The organism is Sphingomonas sp. FW306-1B-B10E (assembly GCF_058782005.1).
The window spans coordinates 1-23222 of record NZ_JBYSXG010000017.1 but is presented as its reverse complement, the minus strand read 5'-3'; the positions used below and the strand labels follow the sequence as shown (position 1 = coordinate 23222).

The 23222-nt window shown below is 68.1% G+C and carries 24 protein-coding genes and 1 pseudogene; 10 read left to right on the top strand and 15 right to left on the bottom strand.

Annotation, left to right across the window (positions count from 1 at the left end; genetic code table 11):
- Window positions 1-68: 68 nt before the first annotated feature.
- Window positions 69-1931 carry an AcrB/AcrD/AcrF family protein gene (locus tag AC3WJI_RS08915; RefSeq protein WP_492756966.1) on the top strand — a complete coding sequence of 621 codons (1863 nt, stop codon included), beginning with the start codon at window positions 69-71 and terminating at the stop codon, window positions 1929-1931.
- Here AC3WJI_RS08915 and AC3WJI_RS08910 read toward each other — a convergent pair.
- From AC3WJI_RS08910 to AC3WJI_RS08880, 7 genes are read right to left on the bottom strand one after another with little or no spacing between them, the layout of a single operon-like run.
- On the bottom strand, window positions 1900-2541 hold the full coding sequence (locus tag AC3WJI_RS08910; protein ID WP_492756900.1) for a MarC family protein: 642 nt from the start codon (window positions 2539-2541) through the stop codon (window positions 1900-1902). The two genes, AC3WJI_RS08915 and AC3WJI_RS08910, sit on opposite strands and share 32 nt — an antisense overlap.
- A complete protein-coding gene (locus AC3WJI_RS08905) occupies window positions 2538-3140 on the bottom strand; it encodes a hypothetical protein (protein ID WP_492756899.1) in 603 nt (200 codons plus the stop codon). The genes AC3WJI_RS08910 and AC3WJI_RS08905 overlap by 4 nt, the downstream gene beginning before the upstream one ends.
- Window positions 3140-4015, bottom strand: coding sequence for a bifunctional methylenetetrahydrofolate dehydrogenase/methenyltetrahydrofolate cyclohydrolase FolD (folD, locus tag AC3WJI_RS08900; RefSeq protein WP_492756898.1), 876 nt, complete (start codon window positions 4013-4015; stop codon window positions 3140-3142). Before folD ends, AC3WJI_RS08905 begins: the two co-directional genes overlap by 1 nt.
- Complete coding sequence (locus tag AC3WJI_RS08895) at window positions 4012-4284, bottom strand: DUF167 domain-containing protein (protein WP_492756965.1); 273 nt, start codon at window positions 4282-4284, stop codon at window positions 4012-4014. The genes folD and AC3WJI_RS08895 overlap by 4 nt, the downstream gene beginning before the upstream one ends.
- Before the next feature lie 38 nt (window positions 4285-4322).
- On the bottom strand, window positions 4323-4625 hold the full coding sequence (locus AC3WJI_RS08890) for a YggT family protein (RefSeq protein ID WP_492756897.1): 303 nt from the start codon (window positions 4623-4625) through the stop codon (window positions 4323-4325).
- A gap of 44 nt (window positions 4626-4669) precedes the next feature.
- The gene (argB, locus tag AC3WJI_RS08885) at window positions 4670-5569 is read right to left on the bottom strand and encodes an acetylglutamate kinase (RefSeq protein WP_492756896.1); all 900 of its coding nucleotides are present in this window, start codon (window positions 5567-5569) and stop codon (window positions 4670-4672) included.
- Between the two features lie 55 nt (window positions 5570-5624).
- Window positions 5625-6302 (bottom strand): queuosine precursor transporter, encoded by a 678-nt coding sequence (locus AC3WJI_RS08880; RefSeq protein WP_492756895.1) that lies wholly within the window; start codon window positions 6300-6302, stop codon window positions 5625-5627.
- A gap of 132 nt (window positions 6303-6434) precedes the next feature.
- On the opposite strand from AC3WJI_RS08880, the gene AC3WJI_RS08875 reads away from it, so the two are divergent.
- Entirely contained in the window at window positions 6435-7733 is a 1299-nt protein-coding gene (locus AC3WJI_RS08875) for a NupC/NupG family nucleoside CNT transporter (RefSeq protein WP_492756894.1), read from the top strand.
- A 65-nt stretch (window positions 7734-7798) separates the two neighbouring features.
- Window positions 7799-8608 carry a PilZ domain-containing protein gene (locus AC3WJI_RS08870; RefSeq protein WP_492756893.1) on the top strand — a complete coding sequence of 270 codons (810 nt, stop codon included), beginning with the start codon at window positions 7799-7801 and terminating at the stop codon, window positions 8606-8608.
- On the opposite strand, the gene AC3WJI_RS08865 is transcribed toward AC3WJI_RS08870, so the two are convergent.
- Window positions 8575-9444, bottom strand: a complete 870-nt coding sequence (locus AC3WJI_RS08865) for a 3-hydroxyacyl-CoA dehydrogenase NAD-binding domain-containing protein (protein ID WP_492756964.1) — start codon at window positions 9442-9444, stop codon at window positions 8575-8577. The two genes, AC3WJI_RS08870 and AC3WJI_RS08865, sit on opposite strands and share 34 nt — an antisense overlap.
- Window positions 9445-9509: 65 nt before the next feature.
- Between AC3WJI_RS08865 and AC3WJI_RS08860 the strand changes: the two genes are divergently transcribed.
- Window positions 9510-10517, top strand: a complete 1008-nt coding sequence (locus AC3WJI_RS08860; protein WP_492756892.1) for a DUF1176 domain-containing protein — start codon at window positions 9510-9512, stop codon at window positions 10515-10517.
- Window positions 10518-10653: 136 nt separating this feature from the next.
- On the opposite strand, the gene egtD is transcribed toward AC3WJI_RS08860, so the two are convergent.
- Genes egtD through AC3WJI_RS08845 form a run of 3 tightly spaced genes read right to left on the bottom strand, consistent with a single transcriptional unit; the run spans window position 10654 to window position 13520 of the window.
- Window positions 10654-11631, bottom strand: coding sequence for an L-histidine N(alpha)-methyltransferase (gene egtD, locus AC3WJI_RS08855; RefSeq protein WP_492756891.1), 978 nt, complete (start codon window positions 11629-11631; stop codon window positions 10654-10656).
- A 2-nt stretch (window positions 11632-11633) separates the two neighbouring features.
- The gene (gene egtB / locus AC3WJI_RS08850) at window positions 11634-12911 is read right to left on the bottom strand and encodes an ergothioneine biosynthesis protein EgtB (protein WP_492756890.1); all 1278 of its coding nucleotides are present in this window, start codon (window positions 12909-12911) and stop codon (window positions 11634-11636) included.
- A 51-nt stretch (window positions 12912-12962) separates the two neighbouring features.
- The gene (locus tag AC3WJI_RS08845) at window positions 12963-13520 is read right to left on the bottom strand and encodes a cob(I)yrinic acid a,c-diamide adenosyltransferase (protein WP_492756889.1); all 558 of its coding nucleotides are present in this window, start codon (window positions 13518-13520) and stop codon (window positions 12963-12965) included.
- A gap of 133 nt (window positions 13521-13653) precedes the next feature.
- On the opposite strand from AC3WJI_RS08845, the gene AC3WJI_RS08840 reads away from it, so the two are divergent.
- Complete coding sequence (locus tag AC3WJI_RS08840; protein WP_492756888.1) at window positions 13654-13986, top strand: PilZ domain-containing protein; 333 nt, start codon at window positions 13654-13656, stop codon at window positions 13984-13986.
- Between the two features lie 122 nt (window positions 13987-14108).
- Here the strand turns inward: AC3WJI_RS08840 and AC3WJI_RS08835 are convergent, their stop codons facing one another.
- Together AC3WJI_RS08835 and gluQRS are read right to left on the bottom strand one after the other, a co-directional pair.
- Window positions 14109-14339 carry a twin transmembrane helix small protein gene (locus AC3WJI_RS08835; RefSeq protein ID WP_492756887.1) on the bottom strand — a complete coding sequence of 77 codons (231 nt, stop codon included), beginning with the start codon at window positions 14337-14339 and terminating at the stop codon, window positions 14109-14111.
- Between the two features lie 9 nt (window positions 14340-14348).
- A pseudogene (gene gluQRS / locus AC3WJI_RS08830) lies at window positions 14349-15202 on the bottom strand (tRNA glutamyl-Q(34) synthetase GluQRS).
- Between the two features lie 96 nt (window positions 15203-15298).
- Here gluQRS and AC3WJI_RS08825 point away from each other — a divergent pair.
- The 5 genes from AC3WJI_RS08825 to AC3WJI_RS08805 all read left to right on the top strand — a co-directional run bounded on the left by AC3WJI_RS08825 (window position 15299) and on the right by AC3WJI_RS08805 (window position 20709).
- A complete protein-coding gene (locus AC3WJI_RS08825) occupies window positions 15299-15865 on the top strand; it encodes an HNH endonuclease (protein WP_492756886.1) in 567 nt (188 codons plus the stop codon).
- A 68-nt stretch (window positions 15866-15933) separates the two neighbouring features.
- Window positions 15934-16305: a hypothetical protein gene (locus tag AC3WJI_RS08820; protein ID WP_492756885.1), complete on the top strand. Its 372-nt coding sequence runs from the start codon at window positions 15934-15936 to the stop codon at window positions 16303-16305.
- A gap of 103 nt (window positions 16306-16408) precedes the next feature.
- Window positions 16409-18601: a transglycosylase domain-containing protein gene (locus AC3WJI_RS08815; RefSeq protein WP_492756884.1), complete on the top strand. Its 2193-nt coding sequence runs from the start codon at window positions 16409-16411 to the stop codon at window positions 18599-18601.
- Between the two features lie 39 nt (window positions 18602-18640).
- Window positions 18641-19642: a threonine aldolase family protein gene (locus AC3WJI_RS08810; protein ID WP_492756883.1), complete on the top strand. Its 1002-nt coding sequence runs from the start codon at window positions 18641-18643 to the stop codon at window positions 19640-19642.
- Window positions 19643-19794: 152 nt separating this feature from the next.
- Window positions 19795-20709: a DMT family transporter gene (locus AC3WJI_RS08805; protein WP_492756882.1), complete on the top strand. Its 915-nt coding sequence runs from the start codon at window positions 19795-19797 to the stop codon at window positions 20707-20709.
- Here the strand turns inward: AC3WJI_RS08805 and AC3WJI_RS08800 are convergent.
- Both AC3WJI_RS08800 and AC3WJI_RS08795 read right to left on the bottom strand, forming a co-directional pair.
- On the bottom strand, window positions 20619-21458 hold the full coding sequence (locus AC3WJI_RS08800; protein WP_492756881.1) for a Rossmann-fold NAD(P)-binding domain-containing protein: 840 nt from the start codon (window positions 21456-21458) through the stop codon (window positions 20619-20621). The two genes, AC3WJI_RS08805 and AC3WJI_RS08800, sit on opposite strands and share 91 nt — an antisense overlap.
- A 135-nt stretch (window positions 21459-21593) precedes the next feature.
- Window positions 21594-23222, bottom strand: a 1629-nt coding sequence (locus AC3WJI_RS08795) for a M20/M25/M40 family metallo-hydrolase (protein ID WP_492756880.1), incomplete at its 5' end; no start/stop codon positions are given.

Sequence of the window (23222 nt, the reverse complement as noted above, 5' to 3'; positions counted from 1 at the left end):
GGATGGGATTTCCGATGTTCGCGCCGGCCACTAGAGAGGAGCCGAGCGAAGGGGAAGCGATTTTGAAGCTGAGCGATTTGCGGGTCGAGCATGAACTGGACCGGCGTTGGCGGGCGGGCGTGCTGCTGTTCTGGCTGGGCGTCGTCCTCTGGTATCTGTGGCAGCGCCAGGGCAACATCCACTGGCTCGTGCTCGGCGACACCGACGACAATATGCGGCTGATGCAGGTGCGCGCATGGCTTGCCGGGCAGGGCTGGTACGATCTGCGGCAATATCGGCTCGATCCTGCGCTGGGCGGCTTCGACATTCACTGGTCGCGCATCGTCGACCTGCCGATTGCCGGGCTGATCCTGCTGCTCAAGCCGTTCGTCGGGATGGCGACCGCGGAGAAATGGGCATGCGGGCTCGCGCCGTTGCTGCCGCTCTTGGTGACGATGACGGGGCTCAGCCTCACCGTCCGCCGCCTGGTCGCGCGGCAGGCCTGGCTGCTGGCCTCGATAGTCCTGATGGGCTGCACCGCGACGATGGTGATGTATGCGCCGATGCGCATCGATCACCATGGCTGGCAGCTTGCCTGCCTGGCGATGGCGGTTGCGGGACTGGCCGATACCAAGCGCGCACGCGGAGGCGCGACGGTGGGCCTGTCGAGCGCCGTGTCGCTGACCATCGGACTGGAAATGCTGCCCTATTGCGCGATGGCAGACGCGATCATCGTGCTGCGCTGGATTTGGGACCGCAAGGATGCGCCGCGCCTGGCGGCGCATGGGCTGACGCTGGCCGGCGGATCCGCGCTCGGCTTCGCGCTGTTCGCGTCGAACGCCAACCAGGCGATGCGCTGCGACGCGCTGACGCCGGTCTGGCTGAGCGTGACGGTGGCGACGGGCAGCCTGCTGTTCGCCTTGTCGCTGGTGCGCGCCGATAATCGCGGAGTGCGGCTGGCGCTGGCGGCGGCAGCCGGAGCCGTGATCGTCGCCGGCTTCGCCTCGCTCTTTCCGCAATGCCTCGGACGGCCCGAACAGGTTTCGGATGAGCTTGCGCGTACCTGGCTCAACAATGTTCGCGAGGCGCGGCCGATCTACAAGCACAGCTTCAAGACCGGCTTCCCGATCGCGGCGCTGCCGGTGATCGGCATCATCGGCGCTCTGGTCGCAACCTGGCGTGCGCGCCGAACCGAAGCTGCGGTCGCCTGGGCCGCGATCGCCTTGTTCATTACCTTTGCCGGCGCCATGCTGCTCTGGCAGGTGCGCGCCGGCCCGGCGGCACAGATGCTGAGCGTCCCCGGCGCCACTGCGCTGGCCTGGATTGTGATTCCCTGGTTCCTCGCGCGGTCGTCGATGCTGGTGCGAGTGTTTGGAACGGCCGCCGCCTTCCTGCTCGTCTCCGGGCTGTTCGCCGGGCTCGCGCTGCCTTGGATCCCCGAGCATTTCACGGCCCCCTGGGCGCCCAACAAGGAGGCCAAACCCGGCAAGACCGGCCCCGACAAGGTCGCCCAGGCCAACGCCGCCTGCGCGCGGATGTCCTCGCTGCTGCCGCTCAACGCGATCCCCCGAGCGATCCTGTTCAGCCATGTCGACATGGGGCCGCGGCTGATCACGATCACGCATCACGACGGCGTTGCCGGTCCCTATCACCGCAACGGCGCGGCGATCCTCGACGTGCACCACGCCTTTACCGGCCCGGCGAGCGGCTTCCGCGCGATCGCGGCGCGGCACAAGGCGCGATATCTGCTGGTCTGCCCCGACATGGCCGAGACCACGGTATATCGCGCGCGCAGCCCCAACGGCTTCTACGGCCAGCTGCATCGCGGCCAGGTGCCGAACTGGCTCGAGCCGGTGGCGCTGCCGGCAAAGTCGCCGTTCCGGCTGTGGCGGATCCGCTACGATCTGCCGGACATGCCGGTCAGTGCCCCGAAAGCGCCGCCCCGGCGCTGAAACTGGCGCGGATCCCGTCGATCACGAATTGCGCGGCGAGCGCTGCCAGGAGGACGCCGAGCAGGCGCGACACCACCGCCTCGATCTTGGCGCCGACGACCCGCATGATCGGTCCGGCGATCAGCAGGGCGAGCAGAGTCAGAGCGAGGATCGATACCATTGCGGCGAGCACCACCGCCGAGCGCTCGAGCCCGTTATTCTGGGACATCAGCAGCATCACCGAGGCGATAGATCCCGGCCCGGCGATCATCGGCATCGCCATCGGGAACACCGAGATATCGACGGCCTCGTCGGCGCGGATCTTCTCGGCACGGTCCTCGCGGCGCTCGGTGCGCTTCTCGAACACCATTTCGAGCGCGATCAGGAACAGCATGATCCCGCCCGCGATGCGAAAGGCATTGAGGCTGATGCCGAGTGCCTTGAGCAGTGCCTCGCCGAACAAAGCGAAGCCGAACAGGATCGCCGAGGCGACGAGCACCGCGCGCATTGCCATCGCCCGGCGATGCACCGCGCTCGCGCCGCTGGTCAGCCCGGCGAAGATCGGTGCGCAGCCAGGCGGGTCGATCACCACGAAGAAGGTGATGAAGCTGGAGATGAACAGCTCGATCATTTGGGCGCCGCCACCGTGTCGGAGACGATTGTCACGAAACTGGCGCCGTCCCACATCCAGGCGGTGAACGTCCGCGCGCCGTCGGGCGAGACTTCCCAGAACCAGCGCAGCGTGCCGTCGCCCGATTGGCCGTCGCCGGTCTTGCTGCCGAGCGGGGCGATCATGTCGGCGGTCACTTCGTCGATCGGCGCGCACGAGGCCGATCTCAGCCGCGGTTGCGCCGGGCGCGCGCGCGGCGTCGCCAGCGCATCACCCTGATCGAGTATCCAGCGCCACCGGCCGTCCTGGCGCCGCCATATGGTGGTAAAATAGCCCTGCTCGCTGGGGAGCGCCCAGCCGCCGGTGTTGATCGCCGTCGCGCCGTCGCACGAGGTGAAGCTGGCGCTCGGCGCCCATTCCACCGACTTGGGCGGGTCCTTGCGGTCCTTGAGCCAGGTCTGCGCGTCGACGGGCTGGGGCACGAACATTGTCGCCTTTGCTGCAGCGAATGCGCGAAACGCGCTCCACTGCCCCTTCGCCTGCGCCGCTGCGTTGAACGCGCGCTCCGCCTCCACGGCCGTTTGCGGCGCGGCCGCCTGGAGGAGCAGCGCCGCCAGCATCAGATCTGCGCCTCGTCGAGCGTCACCCCTTCGCGGCGGTGCGCCGCGACGAGGGTGTTGCGCAGCAGGACCGCGATCGTCATCGGCCCGACCCCGCCGGGCACTGGCGTGATCGCGCCGGCCACGCTCGCGGCGCTGTCGAAATCGACGTCGCCGGTCAGGCCGCTTTCGGTGCGGTTGATCCCCACGTCGATCACGGTGGCGCCGGGCTTGAGCCACTCGCCTCTGACGAAGTGCGCACGCCCGACCGCGGCTACGACCACGTCGGCATGCTTGAGATAATGCGGCAGGTTCCGGGTGCGCGAATGCACGATCGTCACCGTGCAGCTCTTGGCGGTGAGCAGCGCCGCCATCGGCTTGCCGACGATGTTCGAGCGGCCGATCACCACCGCGTCGAGGCCGGACAGGTCGCCCAGACGATCCTCGAGCAGCATCAGGCAGCCGAGCGGCGTGCACGGCACGAAGCCCGGCAGCCCGGTGGCGAGGCGCCCGGCATTGACCGGGTGGAAGCCGTCGACATCCTTGTCGGGATCGATCCGCAGCAGCACTTCTTCGGTGTCGAGATGTGCCGGCAGCGGCAGCTGGACGAGGATGCCGTCGACCGCCGGATCGGCATTGAGCTGGTCGACCAGGGCAAGCAAGGTCGCCTGGTCGGCATCGGCGGGGAGCTTGTGCTCGAAGCTCTCCATCCCCGCCTCACGGGTCTGCTTGCCCTTCGAGCGGACATAGACCGCCGAGGCGGGGTCCTCGCCGACCAGGACCACTGCGAGCCCGGGCGCCCGGCCGGTGGCTTCGCGAAATGCGGGGACGCGTTCGGCGATGCGGGCGCGGAGGCCCGCTGCGAATGCCTTGCCGTCGATCAATGCTGCGCTCATGGCTCGCGTCCATAGAGGCTGGCGGCGATCTTCGCCAGCGCCTGCGCGTCACCCGCGATGGCCAGCCGCTTGAGGCGGGCGGTGTCGCCCGCGAGCAAGGTCACTGCGCGCTTGGGAACCCCGAACGCCTTGGCGACGATCGGCAGCAGCGCCGCATTCGCCGCGCCCTCGACCGGAGGCGCGGCCAGCCGGGCGGCGAAATGTTCGTCGGTGCCCGCGGCGAAGGCGTCGCGGGCTGCGCGCGGCGTGACCCGCACGGCGATCTCGATCCCGTCGGGGCGCAGCGTCCAGGCCGCGCCCGGCCGGCTCAGAGCGGTGCGCCCATCGCCGCGCGGTACAATGCGGGCATCACTGCCTGCTGGAGGATCAGCAGGATCACCAGCACGACCATCGGCGAGAGGTCGAGCCCGCCGAAATCGGGGAGCACCCGCCGGATCGGCCGGTAGATCGGATCCGTGATCGTCTGGAGCGCGCGCCAGATCGCGCCGACATATTCGTTGTGCACGGTGATCACGTTGAACGCGATCAGCCAGGACAGGATCGCCTGGACGATGATGATCCACCAGACGACGGTCAGGATGATCTGGAGGATGTCGAGGATCAGGAACAAACCCGTTCTCCGTAAGGAAGGTTCGGCAGTAGATAGCGCGTGGTTCAGGCGTGGACCAGCGTGCCCGCGCCGCGCCGCGTGAAGATCTCGAGCAGCATCGCGTGCGGCACCCGCCCGTCCAGGATCACCGCGGCGTCGACACCCGCTTCGACCGCCGCAACGCAAGTCTCCACCTTAGGAATCATCCCCCCCGAGATCGTGCCGTCGGTCCTGAGCGCGGCGATCCCCGCGGGATCGAGATCGGTCATCAGTTCGCCCGACTTGTCGAGGACGCCGGCGACGTCGGTGAGCAGGAAGAAGCGCGACGCGCCACAAGCGCCGGCGATCGCCCCCGCCATCGTGTCGGCGTTGATGTTGTAGGTATGCCCGTCGGTGCCGAGCGCGATCGGCGCTACCACCGGAATGAAGCCCTGCGCCGCGAGCGAGCGCAGGATCGACGGATCGACTGCGACCGGCTCGCCGACGAAACCGAGATCGACATGGCGCTCGATGCCGCTGAGCGGATTGGGGGCGCGGCCCTGGACCTTCTCGGCGGTGACCAGCCCGGCATCCTTGCCCGAGATCCCGACGGCCTTGCCGCCCGCCTGGCCGATCCAGCCGACGATCTCCTTGTTGATCGATCCGGCGAGGACCATCTCGGCGATCCGCGCCGTCTCGGCATCGGTGACGCGCAAGCCCCCGACGAACTGCGATTCGACGCCGAGCCGCTTGAGCATCGCGCCGATCTGCGGCCCGCCGCCATGAACGACGATCGGGTTGATCCCGATCGCCTGGAGCAGCACCACGTCCTCGGCGAATTTGCGTGCGAGCTCCGGGTCGCCCATCGCATGGCCGCCATATTTCACGACGAAGGTCGCGCCGGCATAACGCTGGAGGTAGGGAAGCGCTTCGGTCAGCGTTTCAGCCTTGGCGAGCAGCGCCGGGTCGGGAGCGTTATCGGTCATCGCGCGCTCTTAGGGCAAAGCAGCCCGGACCCCAAGGGTGAGTTGCGCTTTGCCGTTAAAGCGAGCGCCGGCGGTCGAGAAACCGACCTAAGCCGACGAAGAAATAGATCATCGGCGGCACCAGCACGAGACTCAGCACGACCTTGGTGAGCATCTGGCCGACGAGCAATTCGCCGATCGGGAAGACGCCGTAAAAGGCGACCGAGACGAAGATCAGCGTATCGGCGATCTGGCTGAGCATGCTCGCGATTGCGGCGCGCAGCCACAGCATCCGTCCGCCACCGCTCTTGAGCGCGCTGAAGATCGTGACGTTGAGGATCTGCGAGATGCCATAGGCAATGATCCCGCCGAGCCAGATGCGCGGGGTTCCCGACATCATCAGTTCGAAGGCGTGGAGCCGCTCGGGTTCCATGCTTGGCGAGGCGGGCAAAGCCAGCACGACCAGCGACAGCACCACCGAGGTCACCAGCGGGATGAAGCCCCAGAGCACCAGCCGCCGCGCGGTATCCGGGCCGTTGAGCTCGGCCACTGCGCTCGACACCGACACCAGCAACAGGAAAGCGAAGATTCCCGCCTCGACCGCGAGCGGGCCGACGCCGACCCAGGTCCCGATCTGCGAGATCGGACCCAGCGAGACCTGCTTGTTACCGAGCACCCCGGCGATGCAGACCATGCCGCCGTAGAAGATCGAGAGGAAGAACAGCGAACGCGTGATGTAGGGACGGCTTTCCATCGCGGGACGCTAGCGCGAAAGATGTCGGCGGGAAAGATGCGGCGGCCCCTCTGGTCTGATCCCGCCCAGCGTGTATGGTCTCGGTTTTGCTGGCCAAATCGGGGCGCCGGCGCGGGGGCTACGGACCAGCGGATGACTCAGTTTCCGATCGGCATTTTCGGCATCGTCGTGATTCTCGGGATCGCATGGCTGCTGTCGAGCAATCGCCGCGCGATCCGGCTGCGCGTGGTGGGGGCCGCGTTCGCGCTCCAGGCAGGGGTCGCGATCCTCGTGCTCCGGACGAGCTGGGGGCAGGCGGCGTTGCACGGACTGTCGAACGGCGTCTCGGCGCTGCTCGGCTATGCCGGCGCGGGCACCAGCTTCCTGTTCGGCCCGCTCGCCAAGCCCGAGCTCGGCGGGCAGAGCTTCGCGATCGCGGCGCTGCCGGTGATCATCTTCTTCGCGGCCCTGGTATCGATCCTCTACCATCTCGGCGTGATGCAGTTCGTCGTCCGCTGGATCGGCGGGGGGATCGAAAAAGTCGTCGGCACCAGCAAGGTCGAATCGCTCTGTGCCGCCGCGAACATCTTCGTCGGACAGAGCGAATCGCCGCTGGTGATCCGTCCCTATCTGGCGCGGCTGACCCCGTCGCAATTGTTCGCGGTGATGACCGTCGGGATGTCCGGCGTCGCGGGGACGATCCTCGCCGCCTATGCCAGCCTGCTCGGCCCGCAGGCGCTTCCCTATCTGCTCGCGGCATCGTTCATGGCCGCGCCGGGCGGGCTGCTGATGGCCAAGATCATCATGCCCGACGAACTCGTTGCCGCCGAGGGCGAACTGCCGCTCGGCGACAATCCCGAGGACGAAGTGATCAAGGTCGCAGAGCACGACATTGAGGAAGAGCGCGCCGCCAATCTGATCATGGCGGCGGCCAGCGGGGCGTCGACCGGCGTCAAGATCGCGGTGGCGGTGGGCGCGATGGTGCTCGCCTTCGTCGCATTGGTGGCGCTCGCCAACGGGCTGCTCGGCGGCGCGGGCAACTGGATCGTCTATGCCAGCGGCAATGCCGAATGGGCGCAATGGTTCAAGGACCTCAGCTTCCAGAAGATCATCGGCAGCGTGTTCGCGCCGGTGATGTACCTGCTCGGCATCTCGTGGCGCGAAGCGGTCGAGGCGGGCGGGCTGTTCGGCACCAAATTGGTGCTCAACGAATTCGTCGCGTTCATCCAGCTCGGCGAGATGAAGGACCTCGCGCCGCGCACCGTGGCGATCATCACCTTTGCCTTGTGCGGCTTCGCTAATTTCAGCTCGATCGCGATCCAGATGGCGGCGACCGGCAGCCTCGCCCCCAACCAGCGGCCGCTGATCGCCAAGCTCGGCATCCGCGCCCTGATCGCCGGCAGCCTGGCCAATCTGATGAGCGCGGCGCTCGCCGGACTGTTGCTGGCTTAGCTGCGCGCCGCCGATACCTTCACGTTTCGGCAACGAAATATAGGTTAGGCGCGCTTCGCGGGAGGGTGATTGTCGGGTTCGGAAGGGCCCGCGCATGCGATCAGGGACGTATGTCGATGGATCACCAATTGTTGCCGGCCCCGGAAGGGGCTCCGTTCGAATGGCTGCGCGAATGTCTCAACGCGGCCTATTTCATTGAAGACGACCGACGCTCCGCGTTTCGCTTCGGCGGCGCATCCGAGACGGCGACGCCGGTGCGTCCGCCGAGCCTGCCGGTCCAGGCACGCCGCGCCGACGAGCGGTCCAAGATGTCGGTCTATCGTTCCGCGACCTTGCGCTGGAACGACAACGAAAGCCTTTGCCTGATCCGCAACATCTCGGCCGGCGGCATGATGTGCCGCTCGATGGCGGGGCTCGTCGAAGGCGCGCGAGTCGAAGTGAAGATGCGTTCGGGTGATCAGGTGTCCGGCAGCGTCGTCTGGGCGCGAGAGGGGCAGGTGGGCATAAGCTTCGATGAACGCGTCAACGTGGCGACGGTGCTTAATCCGCCCGAGCGCGGCGATGCGCCGGTCCAGCGCATGCCGCGGCTGGCTGCCGACTGCGCCGCGACACTGATCGTCAACGGCGCGCGTCAGGGGGCCACGCTGCTCGACCTGTCGCAAGGCGGCGCAAAGATTGAAGCCGGGTTCTTGATCGAAGGCGACGAGGTCATGCTGGGCATTGCGGGTCTCGAACCGCGGCGCGGCATCGTCCGCTGGGCGCAGGGCGGCCGGGCCGGCATCGCCTTCCACAGCCCGATCGCGTTCAACGCGCTGGCACGTTGGGCGGTCAAGCGGTCCGCTCAGCGCGTCGGTACCGGCTCGGCGCCCGAATAATCGTAAAAGCCGCGCTTGGTCTTGCGGCCGTACCAGCCGGCCTCGACATATTTGACCAGCAGCGGCGCGGGGCGGAACTTGGGATCGCCGGTGCCTTCGAACAGGACGCGGGTGATTTCGAGGCAGGTGTCGAGCCCGATAAAGTCGGCGAGGGTGAACGGGCCCATCGGATGGTTGAGCCCGAGCTGGCACGCGGCGTCCACGTCGGGGATCGTCGCGACGCCCTCACCCACCGCGAAGCAGGCCTCGTTGAGCATCGGCATCAGCACGCGATTGACGATGAAGCCCGGCGCGTCATTGGCGTGGACGATGCGCTTGCCGAGCGACTGGCCGAACTTCTCGACCGCGGCAACCGTCGCGTCGGAGGTGGCGAGGCCGCGGATCAGCTCGATCAGCCCCATCACCGGCACGGGGTTGAAGAAGTGCACCCCCATGAAGCGTGCCGGGTCGGGCGCGGCCTGGGCGAGGCGGGTGATCGGGATCGACGAAGTGTTGCTGGCGAGGATCGCGTCAGGTCCTAGCACCTTGCCGACGGTCTCGAAGATCGTCCGCTTGATCGCCTCCCGCTCGGTCGCCGCCTCGATGACGAGGCCGCACGGCGCCATGCCGGCGACATCGTCGAGCGGCTGGATCAAGCGGAGCGCCGCTTCGGCATCGGCAGCGCTGATCTTCTCTTTGTCGACCTGACGGGCGAGCTGCTTCGAGATGCCCGCCTTGCCCGCTTCGGCACGGGCGAGATCCATGTCGGAGAGCAGCACGGTATATCCAGCCTGCGCCGCGACCTGCGCGATCCCCGCGCCCATTTGCCCCGCCCCGATCACGCCAACCGTCTGCATCATCCGTCTCCATTGTCTTTCGCGCCACCTACCGCCGCGCGGGCGGTTCGGCTAGGGTGCGCGCCATGCTGATCCTCGCGCTCTTCGCCGTGGCACAGGCCGCGACCGGCCCCTCCGACGTCAAGTCGTTCGGCGATTGGGCGGTCGCCTGCGACAATCTGCATTATTGCGAGGCGGCGTCGCTGGTGTCGAACGAGGCGCTCGACGATGTCCCGCAAATTGCGATCACGCGGGAGGGCGGGCCGGCGGGCGGGCTGGCGATCGATATCTGGCCGGAACCCGAATATCGCGGCGCCTGGCGGATCGAGGTGGACGGCAAGATGGCGGCGAGCGGGAGCGTTACCGGCCAGAGTGTCGTGCTGCGCGGCGCGGCGGCGCAGCAGCTCGCCGACGCGATGCTCAAGGGGCAGACCATGGTGCTGCGCGGCGGCGGCAAGGTGCTGAGCCAGGCCTCGCTCAAGGGGATTTCCGCAACCCTGCGCTATTTCGACGCGCAGCAGGGGCGTGCGGACACCGTAACCGCGCTGGTCGCCAAGGGCGCCAGGCCCGCGGGCGCGGTTCTCGCCGTTCCGGCCGCGCCGAAGGTGCGCTTCGTGCGCCCCAGCGGCAAGGCGGCGGCGATCCCGGCGGCGTTGCGCCAGATGATGGACAAGCAATCTGGGTGCGACGAAGCCTATGCCGGGACGGAAGGTGACAAGCCAGAAATAGAGACCCACGCCCTCGGCGGGGGCCGTACGCTTGCCTTGGTGCCTTGCGGCAACGGCGCGTATAACTATTCGAGCGTGGCCTATATCGTCGAAGGCGGCAAGGCCGTGGCGGCGCGGTTCGACTATCCGCCCGGCTGGACCGAGGCGGAAGGCATCGCCACGCTGGTCAACGCCGGCTGGGATCCGGTGAAGGGCGAACTCAACAGCCACCTCAAGGGGCGCGGCGTCGGCGATTGCGGCAGCGACGAAACCTATGTGTGGGACGGCGCGATGTTCCAGATGGTCGAGGCGCGGGCGATGGGCGAGTGCCGCGGCTCGCCCAACTGGCTGCGCATTTGGAAGGCGGAGGCGGTTCCGGCGCGGTAGGCGTTTCGAGCCACTCCCTTTCAAGGGGGGTGGCGTGGAGCCTGTCCAGGCGAACGACGGTCTCGATGAGATTGACATGCCCCACCCCCAACCCCTCCCCTGAAGGGGAGGGGCATTTTTATTCCATTTCCTCCAACTAAGGCGCCATGCGTAGCGGCTGGGCTTCGCAGAGGATCAGTCCGAACCAGTCCTGCGGGTCGGTCCATTCGCGGATCGGGGTCCAGCCGCCAGCGCGCAGCAGCTGCCGAGCGCCATTGGGGCCGTATTTGTGACTGTTCTCGGTGTGGATCGTCTCGCCCGCCGTCATCTCGAACGGACGGCCGTCGACGCTGAACGCCACCTCGCGCTGCGCCTCGAGATGCATCTCGATCCGCGCCGCGTCGGGATTCCAGATCGCGCGGTGGCGGAAGGCATCGACCGGGATCGTGCCCTCCAGCTCGCGGTTGATCCGTTCGAGCAGGTTGAGGTTGAACGCGGCGGTGACGCCCTGGGCGTCGTCATAGGCGGGGATCAGGATATCGGGCGACTTGACCCGGTCCATCCCGATCAGCAGCCGCGCACCGTCGCCGAGCCAGTCGCGCATCGCGCGCAGCAGGTTGACGGCGTGAAAGGCCTGCATGTTGCCGATCGTCGAACCGGGGAAGAAGCCGAGCTTTGGCAGCCCTGAAACTTCGTCCGGCAGCGGCACCGGGCGCAGGAAATCTGCCTCGACCGGGAGCACCGGGAGGCCCGGAAAGCCCCTGGCCAGTTCGCGCGCCGAATGGCGAAGAAACTCGCCAGAAATATCGATCGGGACATAGGCCGAAGGATGGATCGCGCGCAGCAGGATCGGGGTCTTGGCCGACGAGCCCGAGCCGAACTCGACCACCGCGGCATTGGGCGCGGCGAGCGCGCCGAGCTGCGGCCCGATCTGCATCAGCAACGCGGTCTCGGTGCGGGTCGGGTAGTATTCGGGCAGGTCGGTGATCGCCTCGAACAATTCGGAGCCGCGGCGATCGTAGAACCAGCGCGCCGGGATCGCGCGCGGGCGTGCCGCCAGGCCGGTCAGCACGTCGGCACGAAAATTGGGATCGGCGAGGCTGCGGTCGCCGTCTTCCAGTTCCTGCTTGAGCATGGTTACAGATCCTTGGCCAGGCGTACGCCGGTGAACTGCCAGCGCTGGTGCGGATAGAAGAAGTTGCGGTAGCTGGCGCGGACATGGCCGCGGGGGGTCGCGCAGCTGCCACCGCGCAGGACGAACTGCCCGCTCATGAACTTGCCGTTATATTCGCCGATCGCGCCTTCGGCGGCGCGGAAGCCGGGATAGGGGCGATAGGCGCTGCCGGTCCATTCCCAGACGTCGCCGAAAAAGGCCGGGCCGCCCGGCGACGGCCGCGGCTCGACCGCGCCGGCACGATCGAGCTGGTTGCCGCCGTTCGGATCATGGACGGCCGCGGCGGCCTCCCATTCGAATTCGGTCGGCAGCCGCGCGCCGGCCCAGCTCGCATAGGCATCGGCTTCGAAGAAGCTGACATGGGTGACCGGCGCGGCGGGGTCGACCGGGCGGCGGCCGTCGAGCCCGAATCGCGTCCAGCCGTCCTCGCGCTTCTGCCAGTAAAGCGGCGCTTCGACCGCATTCGCCTGCACCCACGCCCAGCCGTCGGACAGCCAGTGCCGCGGGTCGCGATAGCCGCCGTCCTCGATGAAGGCGATCCATTCGCCATTGCACACCGTTCGGTTGGCAATCGCATGCGGAGAAAGCAACGCGGCGTGGCGCGGCGTCTCGGAATCGAACGCGAAGCCTTTCAAAGTTGAGAAAGTTGCGGTCTGCGCGCCGGTCGCAACTTCGCCCGACGCGCCACGGATCCAGTCGAGTGGGCCGGGCATCGCGACGGGCACTTTGGGATCCCCCTGCCACACCGCCGGCTCGAGCGGATTGACCGAGAAATGATGGAGGATGTCGGTGAGCAACAGCTCCTGGTGCTGCTCCTCGTGGTTGCAGCCGAGCAGGACCAACGCCTGGACGGGTTCGGCGAGCTGCGGCAGCGCGGCGATCAGCGCCGCGTCGACCGCTTCGCGATAGCGCAGGATCTCGTCGAGCGACGGTCGTGACAGCATGCCGCGGCGCGGGCGGGCGTGGCGCTGGCCCTCAGCCTCGTAATAGCTGTTGAACAGGAAGGGGAAGCGCTCGTCGTGGATCCGGTAGCCCGGCACATGATCGCGCAGAACGAAGGTCTCGAAGAACCAGGTGGTGTGCGCGAGGTGCCATTTGGCGGGCGACGCATCGTCCATCGACTGGATCGTAGCATCGGCATCCGAGAGCGGCGCGACGAGGTCGGCGCTGAGCGCGCGGACCGCGGCAAAGCGCGACGCAAGGGCGGAGGAAGCCAGGCTGACGTCGCGCTCCGTTCTCATTATGTTCCTTTACGTCGGGACCATGCCGGCGTCAACACAAATCAATCCAGGTTAACGCGACGCCCCGGGCACCCAGAGAACGTCCCCGGCACCGTTCCGGTTCAGCGCGCGCGCGGCGACGAACAATAGATCGGAAAGCCGGTTGAGGTATGCAAGGGCCTCGGGCCGCAGCGGCACTTGCGCCGCCGCGCCGACCGCAGTCCGCTCGGCGCGGCGGACCATTGCACGGGCGAGGTGGAGCGCCGCGGCGCCGGGCTCGCCCGCGGGAAGAATGAAGCTGGTCAGCGGATCGAGCGCGGCGTTGAGATGGTCGATCCGATCCTCCAGCCATTGGGTCTGGCTCGGCACGATGCGCAGCGCGGGTTCGATCTCGACCGGGGTGGCGAAATCGGCACCGAGATCGAACAGGTCGTTCTGGATGCGCGCAAGCATCTCGCTGAAGCTGCCCGGCCCGATCGCAGCACGCGCGACACCGATCGCGCTATTGGCCTCGTCGACATCGCCGATCGCGGCCATCCGCGGATCGGCCTTGGACACGCGCGATCCGTCGACCAGCCCGGTGCTGCCATCGTCGCCAGTGCGCGTGTAGATCTTGTTGAGCTTGACCATCGGCGCCTCCTACGCCGGGAAGCCGCGGGGCGGAAGCGGGGTTGCTGCGTTGACATGGCTGATGCGCCGCTAACCAGATTCGCGCACGCGGAATCAACCAATGGGTCCTAGCCTCGCAGCGAGGGGAATCCGTATGCGCCCGAGTGACCATGACAAGAACGATGCGCTGATCGCCCGGCTGGCCGAAGCCGACCGGCGTGCGAACCCGCGCACCTCGACGGCGCTGACCGCGACGATCCGCGCGAGCGGCGAGGTCCGGCGGATCAAGGGCGAGGTCGCCGATGTCTCGGTCGACGGCTGCAAGATCTACACCTGGGGGCTGCACGAAGGCGACGAAGTGTGGATCGCGATCGCGCATCTCGCGCCGATGCCCGCGCGCGTCGCCTGGGCCGGCGAGGGCGTGGTCGGGTTGAAGTTCAAGGGAACGCTGCACCAATCCCTGGTGACGCATCTCGGCTTCCTATGAGCCGCGCGGGATGAGGCGGTGCGACGGCCACCCCTTATCGACCTCGAACTCGAAGTGTTGATCTGCGTGATGCTCGTCGTGCTGATCTGGTGCGTCGTGATGCTGGTCGGCTGAGCAGGCGGTCAGCTCTTGGCGGACAGGATCAGCAGCAGCAGCGCGATGATGCCGATCGCCACGGCCTGGAGCAAGATGCGCTGCTGCATCAACTTGTTCGAGCGCAGCGCGCGCTCGCTCGGGCCCTCACCCTCGAGATCCTTGGTGGTGGTCTGGGCCATGTTGACCAGGCCCTTGATGAGCACGAAGACCACCGCGAGCATCGCGGCAATGAGCAGGGCGGCGAGGAAGAAGGTCATCCCGCCCTCCTACGCGCTTGCCGACGCGAATCCAATGGGAAGCAGCCCCTGGCGCAGGCGATCGGCGAGCGCTGGGCCGTCCTCGCCGGCGAGGCGCATCGCCTCGAGCGTCGGCGCGCCGTGGCGCTTGGCAAGACGCGTGCCGCCGGGGCCGGTCAGCAGATCGTGGTGGCGATATTCGGGAGTGGGCAGGCCGAGCAATGCCTGGAGCAGGCGGTGGACATGCGTGGCCTCGAACAGGTCGCGCCCACGGACGACATGGCTGATGCCCTGGGCGGCATCGTCGACGGTGACGGCGAGATGGTAAGAAGCCGGGGCATCTTTGCGGGCGAGGATGACGTCGCCGTGCGCGAGCGGGTCGGCGCGGACCCAGCCGGCAAAGGCGTCGTGCCAGTATAGATCCTCCCCGGCACGGGGAGGATCTGCAGTGCCTTCTCCATATCCAGCCGCCAGCTGTGCGGGCGAGACAGGTCCGGCGCTTCCAGCCCGCGGCACGTCCCGGGATAGAGCGCGCCCTCGGGCCCGTGCGGTGCGCTCAGGCTCGCGGCGATGTCGGCGCGAGTGCAGAAGCAGGGGTAGAGCAGGGCCATGCCGCGCAGCCGGTCGAGCGCTTCCTGGTAGAGGCCCAGCCGCTGCGACTGGAAGGTGACTTCGCCGTCCCAGCCGAGCCCGAGCCATTCGAGATCGCGCAAAATCGCGTCGACATGCTCGGGCCGGCTGCGGGTGCCGTCGATATCCTCGATGCGCAGGCTGAAGCGGCCGCCGGCGGCGCGCGCGAAATCGTGCGCCTGGAGCGCCGAATAGGCATGGCCGAGATGGAGGCGCCCGGTCGGGCTCGGCGCAAATCGGGTGTGGATTGTCATCAAACCGGCCCTTGACCGCGAGTCGCGGCATATGCTGTCATGCGCCCGTCACCAATCCCGGCCAGGGAGTGGCGGCCGCAAAAGGTGAGGGAGCGCATGTACCATCCCGATCTGATCCGCCATCCCGACGGTTGCCCCGCGCTGGTGCTCAACGCCGATTTCACCCCGCTCAGCTATTATCCGCTCAGCGTGTGGCCCTGGCAGACCGCGATCAAAGCCCTGTTCCTCGATCGCGTCGACGTGGTCTCTTATTACGAGCGCGAGGTGCGAAGTCCCAGCGCGAGGCTGAAGCTTCCTTCGGTCATCGCGCTCAAACAATATGTCCGGCCTTCGCAATTTCCTGCCTTCACGCGCTTCAACCTGTTCCTCCGCGACAAATTCTCCTGCCAATATTGCGGCACCCCGCGCGACCTCACCTTCGACCATGTCATTCCCCGCGCCCAGGGCGGGCGCACCACTTGGGAAAATGTCGCGACGGCCTGCGCGCCGTGCAACCTCAAGAAAGGCGGGCGGACCCCCAAGCAGGCCGGCATGCCGCTCCATATCGAGCCGATCCGCCCGACCAGCTGGCAGCTCCAGGAGCATGGCCGGCGCTTCCCGCCGCATTATCTCCACCAGACCTGGCGCGACTGGCTCTATTGGGACGTCGAGCTCGAGGCTTGATCTCCGTTCAGTGCTGGGCGATCGCGGCGCGGCGTCTATGGCGACGCCCGTCCGGTCGAGGAGTGAAGATGTCTATCCTGTTTTCCCTTGGTTTCCTCGTCGCGCCCGCAATGGCTTCGGAGGGCATGATACCCGCGCGCTTCCAGGGCGAATGGGCGGTACGGCTGAGCGATTGCGGCTCGAAGGGCGGCGACAATACCGAAGGCATGACGATTGGCCCGCGCGAGATCGGGCATTATGAGGAAAGCGTGACGATCAAGCGCGTCACCGTGCTCGGCCGCGACAGCGTCCGCTACGAGGGCACGCTTTCGACCTATGACGGCGACGAGCCCGCATCCGCGACCTTGCGGCTGTCGCCGGACGGCAAGCGGCTGATCGGGGCGGGCTATGCCGACGGACCCAACAGCCCGGCGCCCGACCTGCTGCGCTGCACGAAATGAAGAATGGGCGCGGCAGCGTTGTTGCTTCGCGAACTGTCTTATAATAACAACACACCGTGGCGTATTGCTTTTCCCAATCGCTCCAAGCCGATAAGAGGCGCTGATGGCCCGCGAACCCGGCTCCGGCGACATCCGCTTCCCGCTGCGGCGGACGCCCGAATCGAGTGACGGCTCGCAGCCGGCGCCGCGTGCCTGGCGCCCGGAGCGCGCCGATCCGGTGCCGCCGCGGACGATCGACGCGCCGCCGCCCGAGTCCCGGCCCAGCCTGACGCCCGATCCGTTCTGGCGCGCACCCCCGCCTCCGCCCCCGCCCGAGGGGCTGCCGTCGGGCGAAGACGGTACCAATCTGCCGGCGGTCCGCAAACGCTTCCGCTTTCGCTGGCGCTGGCTGAGCTGGGGGATCGCCGGGTTCATCCTGTTGTTCGTGCTCGCCGTGGCGTGGCTGGCGCTGACCGCGCCCTTGTCCAAGTCGCTCCAGCCGCCGGCGCCGCCGTCGATCACCTTGCTCTCGTCCGACGGCAAGCCGATCGCGCGGCGCGGCGCAGTGATCGCAGCGCCCGTCGACGTGACCAAGCTGCCCAAGCATGTCGGCGCGGCGTTCGTCTCGATCGAGGACCGGCGCTTCTACGGGCATATGGGGGTGGACCCGCGCGGCATCGCCCGCGCCTTCCTCCACAATACGACGAGCGACGGCGGCTCGCAGGGCGGCAGCACGATCACCCAGCAGCTCGCCAAGAACGCTTTCCTCACCGCCGACCGGACCGTGACGCGCAAGCTGCGCGAAGTGATGATCGCCTTCTGGCTGGAGGCGTGGCTGTCGAAGGACGAGATCCTGTCGCGCTATCTGTCGAACGTCTATTTCGGCGACAATGTCTACGGCCTGCGCGCCGCCGCGCAGCATTATTTCAGCGTCGCGCCCGAGAATCTGACGGTGAGCCAGGCGAGCCTGCTCGCCGGGCTGGTCAAGGCGCCGAGCCGGCTCGCGCCGACCGGCAACCTCCGGGGGGCGCGCGATCGCCAGAAGCTGGTGATCGGCGCGATGGTCGCGAGCGGGGCGCTGAGCGCGGCCGAGGCGGCGCGGGTGCGCCCGGCGGTGCTGCGCGTGAGCAAGGACAAGGAACTGCCCAACGGCACCTATTTCGCCGATTGGGTGCTTCCCGAGGCGCGCGACCGTGCCGGCGGGGTGGCGACCGAGCAGACCGTGCGCACGACGCTCGAGAGCAATATCCAGAGTGCCGCCGAGCGCGCGGTGCGCGGGGCGGGGCTCAAGAAGACCCAGATCGCTTTGGTGGCGATGCGGCCCGATGGACGCGTGGTCGCGATGGTCGGCGGCAAGAACTACGCGCAGAGCCCGTTCAACCGCGCGACCCAGGCGCGGCGCCAGCCGGGATCGACCTTCAAGCTGTTCGTCTATCTCGCGGCACTGCGTTCCGGGATGACGCCCGACAGCATCGTCGACGATTCGCGCGTGACGATCGGCGAATGGTCGCCGACCAACAGCGACGGGCGCTATGCCGGCAAGATCACGCTGCGCCAGGCCTTCGCCAAATCGAGCAACGTCGTCGCGGCGCGGCTGACCAACGAGATCGGCGTCGGCAAGGTGATCCGCGCGGCGCGCGACCTCGGCATCTCCACGCCGATCGCCAACGAGGCGTCGATCGGGCTGGGCACGTCGACGGTGTCGCTGCTCGAGCTGACCGCGGCCTATGCCGCGATCGCCAATGGCAGCTATCCGGTGCGTCCGCGCGGGCTGAACGACGACGATTCGGCCGACGACTGGCTCGCCGCGCGTCTGGGCTCGGCGACGCGGATCCCGGGCGGGGAGCTCGAGGATCTGCGCTCGATGCTGCAGACCGTGGTGACCTCGGGCACCGGACGCAGCGCGGCGCTGTCGATCCCGGCTTATGGCAAGACCGGGACGACGCAAGATGCGCGCGATGCCTGGTTCATCGGCTATGCCGGGGATCTCGTCGCGGCGGTGTGGATCGGCAATGACGACAATTCGCCGATCCCGGGACTGTCGGGCGGCGGGATTCCCGCGCGGGTGTGGCGCGACTTCATGATGCGGGCGCTGGGCGTCTCGCTGCCGCCGGCGCCGGTGGTCGAGGACGAAGACGACAATGCGATGTCGCTCGACGACGTGCTCAATAGCGTCGGCGATTTCGTCGAGGGGTCGGGAATCCAGACCGATGTCGGGCCGCGCGACCGCCCGCAGGAGGACGAGCAATTCCCGCCCGAGGATGACGAGCAGGGCCCGCCGCCGCGCGGAGCCGACGGGCGGCGCGGCGAGGAATAGGGGAATTGACCTGACGCGCACGGCCCGCAATGGCGGGGCATGCGCTTCTTCTCCGACAACGCCGCCCCGGTCTGCAGCGAGGTTCTCGAGGCCCTTGCCCGCGTCAACGTGCTCGACACCGCCTATGACGGCGATCGCTGGTCGCAGCAGCTGGACGGCGCTTTCTCGGATTTGTTCGAAACGCCGGTGCGCGCCCTCTGGGTACCGTCGGGGACGTCGGCGAATGCGCTGGCGCTGGCGGCCTTGTGCCCGCCGCACGGCGGGGTGGTCTGCCACCGCGATGCGCATGTTCAGAACGACGAGTGCGGCGCGCCCGAATTCTACACCCACGGCGCCAAGCTGCTCCTCGCGGAAGGTCCGGGTGCCAAGCTGACCCCGGAAAGCGCCGCCGCGGTGCTCGACCGTGTCCAGAAGGGCGTGCACTGGGTCCAGCCGCACGCGCTCTCGATCACCAACGCCACCGAATATGGATTGGTCTATACGCCCGATCAGGTCGCGGCGATCGGCGACCTCACCAAGGCACGTGGACTAGGTCTGCATATGGACGGCGCGCGCTTTGCAAACGCGGTCGCTTACCTCGATTGTGCGCCCGCAGAGGTGACTTGGCGCGCCGGGGTGGACGTATTGAGCTTCGGCTTCGTCAAGAATGGCGGGATGAGCGCCGAGGCGCTGGTCTTCTTCGATACAGATCTTGCAGAGGCCAGCCTGTACCGCCGCAAGCGCGCCGGGCTGCTGCTTTCCAAGGGGCGCTACCTTGCGGCGCAATTGCTCGCGATGCTCGAGGGCGATCTTTGGCTGGCCAATGCGCGTGCTGCCAATGCCGGGGCGCGGATGCTCGCGGATGCGGCGGGGGATCGGCTGGTGCACGTCGTCGAGGCAAACGAGGTGTTCTTGCGGGTTACGCCGGACGAGGCGGCGTCGCTGCGCGGGCTCGGGTTCGATTTCTATGACTGGGCACCGGGCGAGGTCCGGCTGGTGACGTCGTGGGACCAGAGCGCGGAGGCGATCCGGCCGTTGGCTGAGGCGATCGCGAAGTTGTGAGGGGGTTTCCGCCGGATCCTCCCCGGCACGGGGAGGGGGACCATGCGCAGCATGGTGGAGGGGGCTCACCGCGAGCGATCCACTTGCGGCACGCCCCCTCCACCACGCCGCTTCGCGTCGCGGTCCCCCTCCCCGTTTCCGGGGAGGAGTTGATGTCGGACCAGACCCCTCGCTCCGCGCGTCTGTCGGTCCTGATCCCGTTCCTCGTCGTCACGCTGATCTGGGGATCCACCTGGATCGTGATCCGCGACCAGCTTTCGGTGGTGCCGGCGAGCTGGTCGGTGGCGTATCGCTTCGCGGTGGCGGGGGTGGTGATCCTCGGCTGGGCATTGCTGCGGCGCGAACCGCTGCGGCTCGATGGGCGTGGGTGGCGCTTCGCGGCGTTGCTCGGCTTCATGCAGTTCGTGCTCAACTTCAACTTCGTCTACCGCGCCGAGCAGCACATCACTTCGGGCGTAGTGGCGATCGTCTATGCGCTGCTGCTGGTCCCCAATGCGATTCTGGCGCGGATCTTCCTCGGCCAGCTTATGGGCCGCCAGCTGCTGATCCGATCGGCGGTGGCAATGGCAGGCGTGGCGTTGCTATTCGTCCACGAGGCGCGGCTGAGCGATGCCGGGCCGCAGGCGGCGCTGATCGGTATCGGCATCGCCTTGCTCGGCGTGCTCTCGGCCTCGGTCGCCAACGTCATGCAGGCGACGCGGACCGCCAAGGCCTATCCGATGGCGACGACCTTGGGCTGGGCGATGCTGATCGGCGCGGCGATCGATGCGGCGTTCGCCTGGACAACTACTGGGCCGCCAGTGATCGAGACCCGGTGGAGCTATGTCGCGGGGACGCTGTACCTCGGCGTGTTCGGGTCGGCGCTGGCCTTCACCATCTATTTCCAGCTGATCCGCACGATCGGCCCGGCCAAGGCGGCCTATACCAGCGTGCTGATCCCGGTGATCGCGATGCTGCTGTCGACGCTCTACGAGAGCTATCGCTGGTCGCTGCTCGCGGTGGCGGGTGCGGTGCTCGTGCTGGTCGGGCTGGTGCTCGCGCTCAAGGCGCGCAGGCCCAACCGGTAGTCGGCAAAGCGCGGACGCCAGCGCAGCACGCGCCTCGCCTTGCCATTCGCGACGCGGCGATTCTCCGAATAGAAGGCACGCGCCTGCGGGCTGAGCGCGGCCTGTTCGAGCGGGACCAGCGGCGGCGGCGCGATGCCGAGCAGCGCGCAGGCATAAGCGACGACATCGCTCTGCGGCGCGGGGAGATCATCGGCGAGGTTGTAGGCGCCGCGCGGTGCGTCGAAGCCGGCGGTGACCCCCGCGATCAGGTCGTCGAGATGAATGCGGCTGAACACCTGACCGGGCACGTGGATCCGCGCCGCGTCGCCGCGTGCCGCGCGATCGAGCGGCGAGCGGCCGGGGCCGTAGATGCCGGGGAGGCGGAAGACGCGGGCACCGAGCGCGAGCCATTGCGCATCGGCCTCGGCGCGGGCGGTGCGGCGGCCGGTGCCGGTGGCGGCAGTCTCGTCGACCCAGGCGCCCTTTGTGTCGCCATAGACACCGGTCGAGGAAAGATAGCCGAGCCAGCCGCGGGCCTGCGAAAGCTCGGCGTGGAAGGCGGCGAGGATCGCGTCGGACTCCTCGGGCGCGACGGTCGAGACGATGTGCGTCGCCTGGGCGATCTCGAAGCCGACGCGCTCGGTGTCGGCAAAAGCGATGGTCCCGTCGCGGCCGTCGCGCGTCACCGCGGCGATGCGCCAGCCGCCGGGGGCGAGGTGCCGCGCGAGTGCGCTGCCGGTATAGCCGAGGCCGAAGATCAGCAGGCGCATATGCAAATCCTCCCCCCGAGGGGGAGGGGGACCAGCCGCAGGCTGGTGTAGGGGCAGTCTCCACGGGCGACGTCGCTTGCGGAGAATACCCCTCCGTCGCGCTGCGCGCGCGCCCCCCTCCGGGGGAGGATCAAATCATCTTCCCCCATAACCCCCGAACGCGGCTCCGAAGAAATCGCCCTTGTTCCAGCGCGGGCGGGCATCGGCATCGGCGATCGCGCGGGCGGCAGCGTAGTTAAGGCGGGTGAACTTCGCCGCGGAATTCCAGTCGATCGGCAGCGACGGATCGTCCGAAGGCTTGTGGTAATGGCTGGCGAGGAATTCGCGCTGCGCCGCCTCGCCCGGCCCGCCGGGACCGGTGTCGACCGAGATCGAGGGCACGCCCGCCTGGACGAAGCTGTAATGATCGGAGCGGACGAAGAAGTTCTCCTCGGGCGCCGGATCGGGGACGATCTTGAGCCCTTCGGCCGCGGCCGCCGCGGCATAGGTCGCGCCGAGGCTCGAGCGTTCGCCACCGAGCACGACCAGGTCCTGTAGCGCGTAGGTCAGGATCGGCATGTCGAGGTTGATGTCGGCGACGAGGCTGGCGCCGGCGGGCAGTCCCGGATGCGTCGCGAAATAGCTCGAGCCGACCAGCCCCTTTTCCTCGGCGGTGAGCGCGACGAACAGGATCGAGCGGCGCGGCGGCCTGCCCGATGCCTGGAAGGCGCGCGCGACTTCGAGCATCGTCGCGATGCCGGCGGCATTGTCGAGCGCGCCGTTGTAGATCGCGTCGCCCTTCTCGGGCTCGCCGACGCCGATATGGTCGAGATGCGCCGACAACACGACGAACTCGTTCCGGAGCGCCGGGTCCGCGCCGGGCAGGATGCCGACGACGTTGCTGCTGCGCGTGGTGCGCACTTCCGTCTTCGCCGCGAGCTTGAGCGTGCCGGCGAGCGGGCCGGTGGGCATGCGGCTACCGCGCAGCTCGGCGCCGAGCACGTCGCGCCAGCGGATTCGCGCGCCGGCGAACAGCTTCTCGGCGCCGGTCTGGCCGATCAGCCCGACCACGGGCGCGCCGGGGGAGAGGATGTGCGCCTTGCCGTCGGGGCCGATCCAGGTGGTGCGCTCGTAGTCATAATACGGCGCCATCGCTTCGATCGGGAATTCGGCGCGGCGCTCGAGCGATTCGACGATGATCACCGCCTTGGCCCCGCGGGCCGCGGCGAGCCGCGCCTTCTGGTCGTCGTCGCCGAGATGCGCGGCGACATCGTCGGGCAGCCCGGCGGGGACCCCGGCATAGAGCGCGACGATCTTGCCGCGCACGTCGAGCCCGCGATAATCGTCGCGCTTCGCCTCGGGATAGACCACGCCGTAACCGGCGAAGACAACTTGTCCCTCGGTGGCGAAGGATGGCGTGTTCGCGATCCCCTGGTTGACGAAGTCGATGCCGAACTGGAGCGGGATCGCGGTGCCGCCGCGGGTGAGCGTCCATTGCGCCTTTTCGGCGGGCTTGTAGGTCGCGAGCCCGACCGGCTGAAGCCAGCCGCCCTCGCCGCCGGGGGTGAGCCCTAGGCCAAGCATCTGCGCGGCGACATATTCGGCGGCGATGTCGTAATCGTGCGTCCCCGCCTCGCGGCCGCGAAGCGCGTCGGCGGCGAGGAACTGGACATGGGCTTGTAGCGCCGCCTGCTCGGGCGAGAGTTGCTGGGCGTGCGCTGGAAACGCGAGCGCGAGCAGTAGGACGACGCTGATCCCCCTTCCGGCAAGGGAGGGGTTAGGGGT

Coding starts and splice junctions, on each gene's coding strand:
- AC3WJI_RS08860 (WP_492756892.1), top strand. CDS start 9,510: ATGCTGATCCTCGCGCTCTTCGCCGTGGCACAGGCCGCGACCGGCCCC.
- folD (WP_492756898.1), bottom strand. CDS start 4,015: ATGAGCGCAGCATTGATCGACGGCAAGGCATTCGCAGCGGGCCTCCGC.
- AC3WJI_RS08865 (WP_492756964.1), bottom strand. CDS start 9,444: ATGCAGACGGTTGGCGTGATCGGGGCGGGGCAAATGGGCGCGGGGATC.
- AC3WJI_RS08875 (WP_492756894.1), top strand. CDS start 6,435: ATGACTCAGTTTCCGATCGGCATTTTCGGCATCGTCGTGATTCTCGGG.
- AC3WJI_RS08910 (WP_492756900.1), bottom strand. CDS start 2,541: ATGATCGAGCTGTTCATCTCCAGCTTCATCACCTTCTTCGTGGTGATC.
- AC3WJI_RS08820 (WP_492756885.1), top strand. CDS start 15,934: ATGTCTATCCTGTTTTCCCTTGGTTTCCTCGTCGCGCCCGCAATGGCT.
- egtD (WP_492756891.1), bottom strand. CDS start 11,631: ATGCTCAAGCAGGAACTGGAAGACGGCGACCGCAGCCTCGCCGATCCC.
- AC3WJI_RS08840 (WP_492756888.1), top strand. CDS start 13,654: ATGCGCCCGAGTGACCATGACAAGAACGATGCGCTGATCGCCCGGCTG.
- egtB (WP_492756890.1), bottom strand. CDS start 12,911: ATGAGAACGGAGCGCGACGTCAGCCTGGCTTCCTCCGCCCTTGCGTCG.
- AC3WJI_RS08805 (WP_492756882.1), top strand. CDS start 19,795: ATGTCGGACCAGACCCCTCGCTCCGCGCGTCTGTCGGTCCTGATCCCG.
- AC3WJI_RS08815 (WP_492756884.1), top strand. CDS start 16,409: ATGGCCCGCGAACCCGGCTCCGGCGACATCCGCTTCCCGCTGCGGCGG.
- AC3WJI_RS08810 (WP_492756883.1), top strand. CDS start 18,641: ATGCGCTTCTTCTCCGACAACGCCGCCCCGGTCTGCAGCGAGGTTCTC.
- AC3WJI_RS08835 (WP_492756887.1), bottom strand. CDS start 14,339: ATGACCTTCTTCCTCGCCGCCCTGCTCATTGCCGCGATGCTCGCGGTG.
- AC3WJI_RS08845 (WP_492756889.1), bottom strand. CDS start 13,520: ATGGTCAAGCTCAACAAGATCTACACGCGCACTGGCGACGATGGCAGC.
- AC3WJI_RS08825 (WP_492756886.1), top strand. CDS start 15,299: ATGTACCATCCCGATCTGATCCGCCATCCCGACGGTTGCCCCGCGCTG.
- AC3WJI_RS08905 (WP_492756899.1), bottom strand. CDS start 3,140: ATGCTGGCGGCGCTGCTCCTCCAGGCGGCCGCGCCGCAAACGGCCGTG.
- argB (WP_492756896.1), bottom strand. CDS start 5,569: ATGACCGATAACGCTCCCGACCCGGCGCTGCTCGCCAAGGCTGAAACG.
- AC3WJI_RS08800 (WP_492756881.1), bottom strand. CDS start 21,458: ATGCGCCTGCTGATCTTCGGCCTCGGCTATACCGGCAGCGCACTCGCG.
- AC3WJI_RS08880 (WP_492756895.1), bottom strand. CDS start 6,302: ATGGAAAGCCGTCCCTACATCACGCGTTCGCTGTTCTTCCTCTCGATC.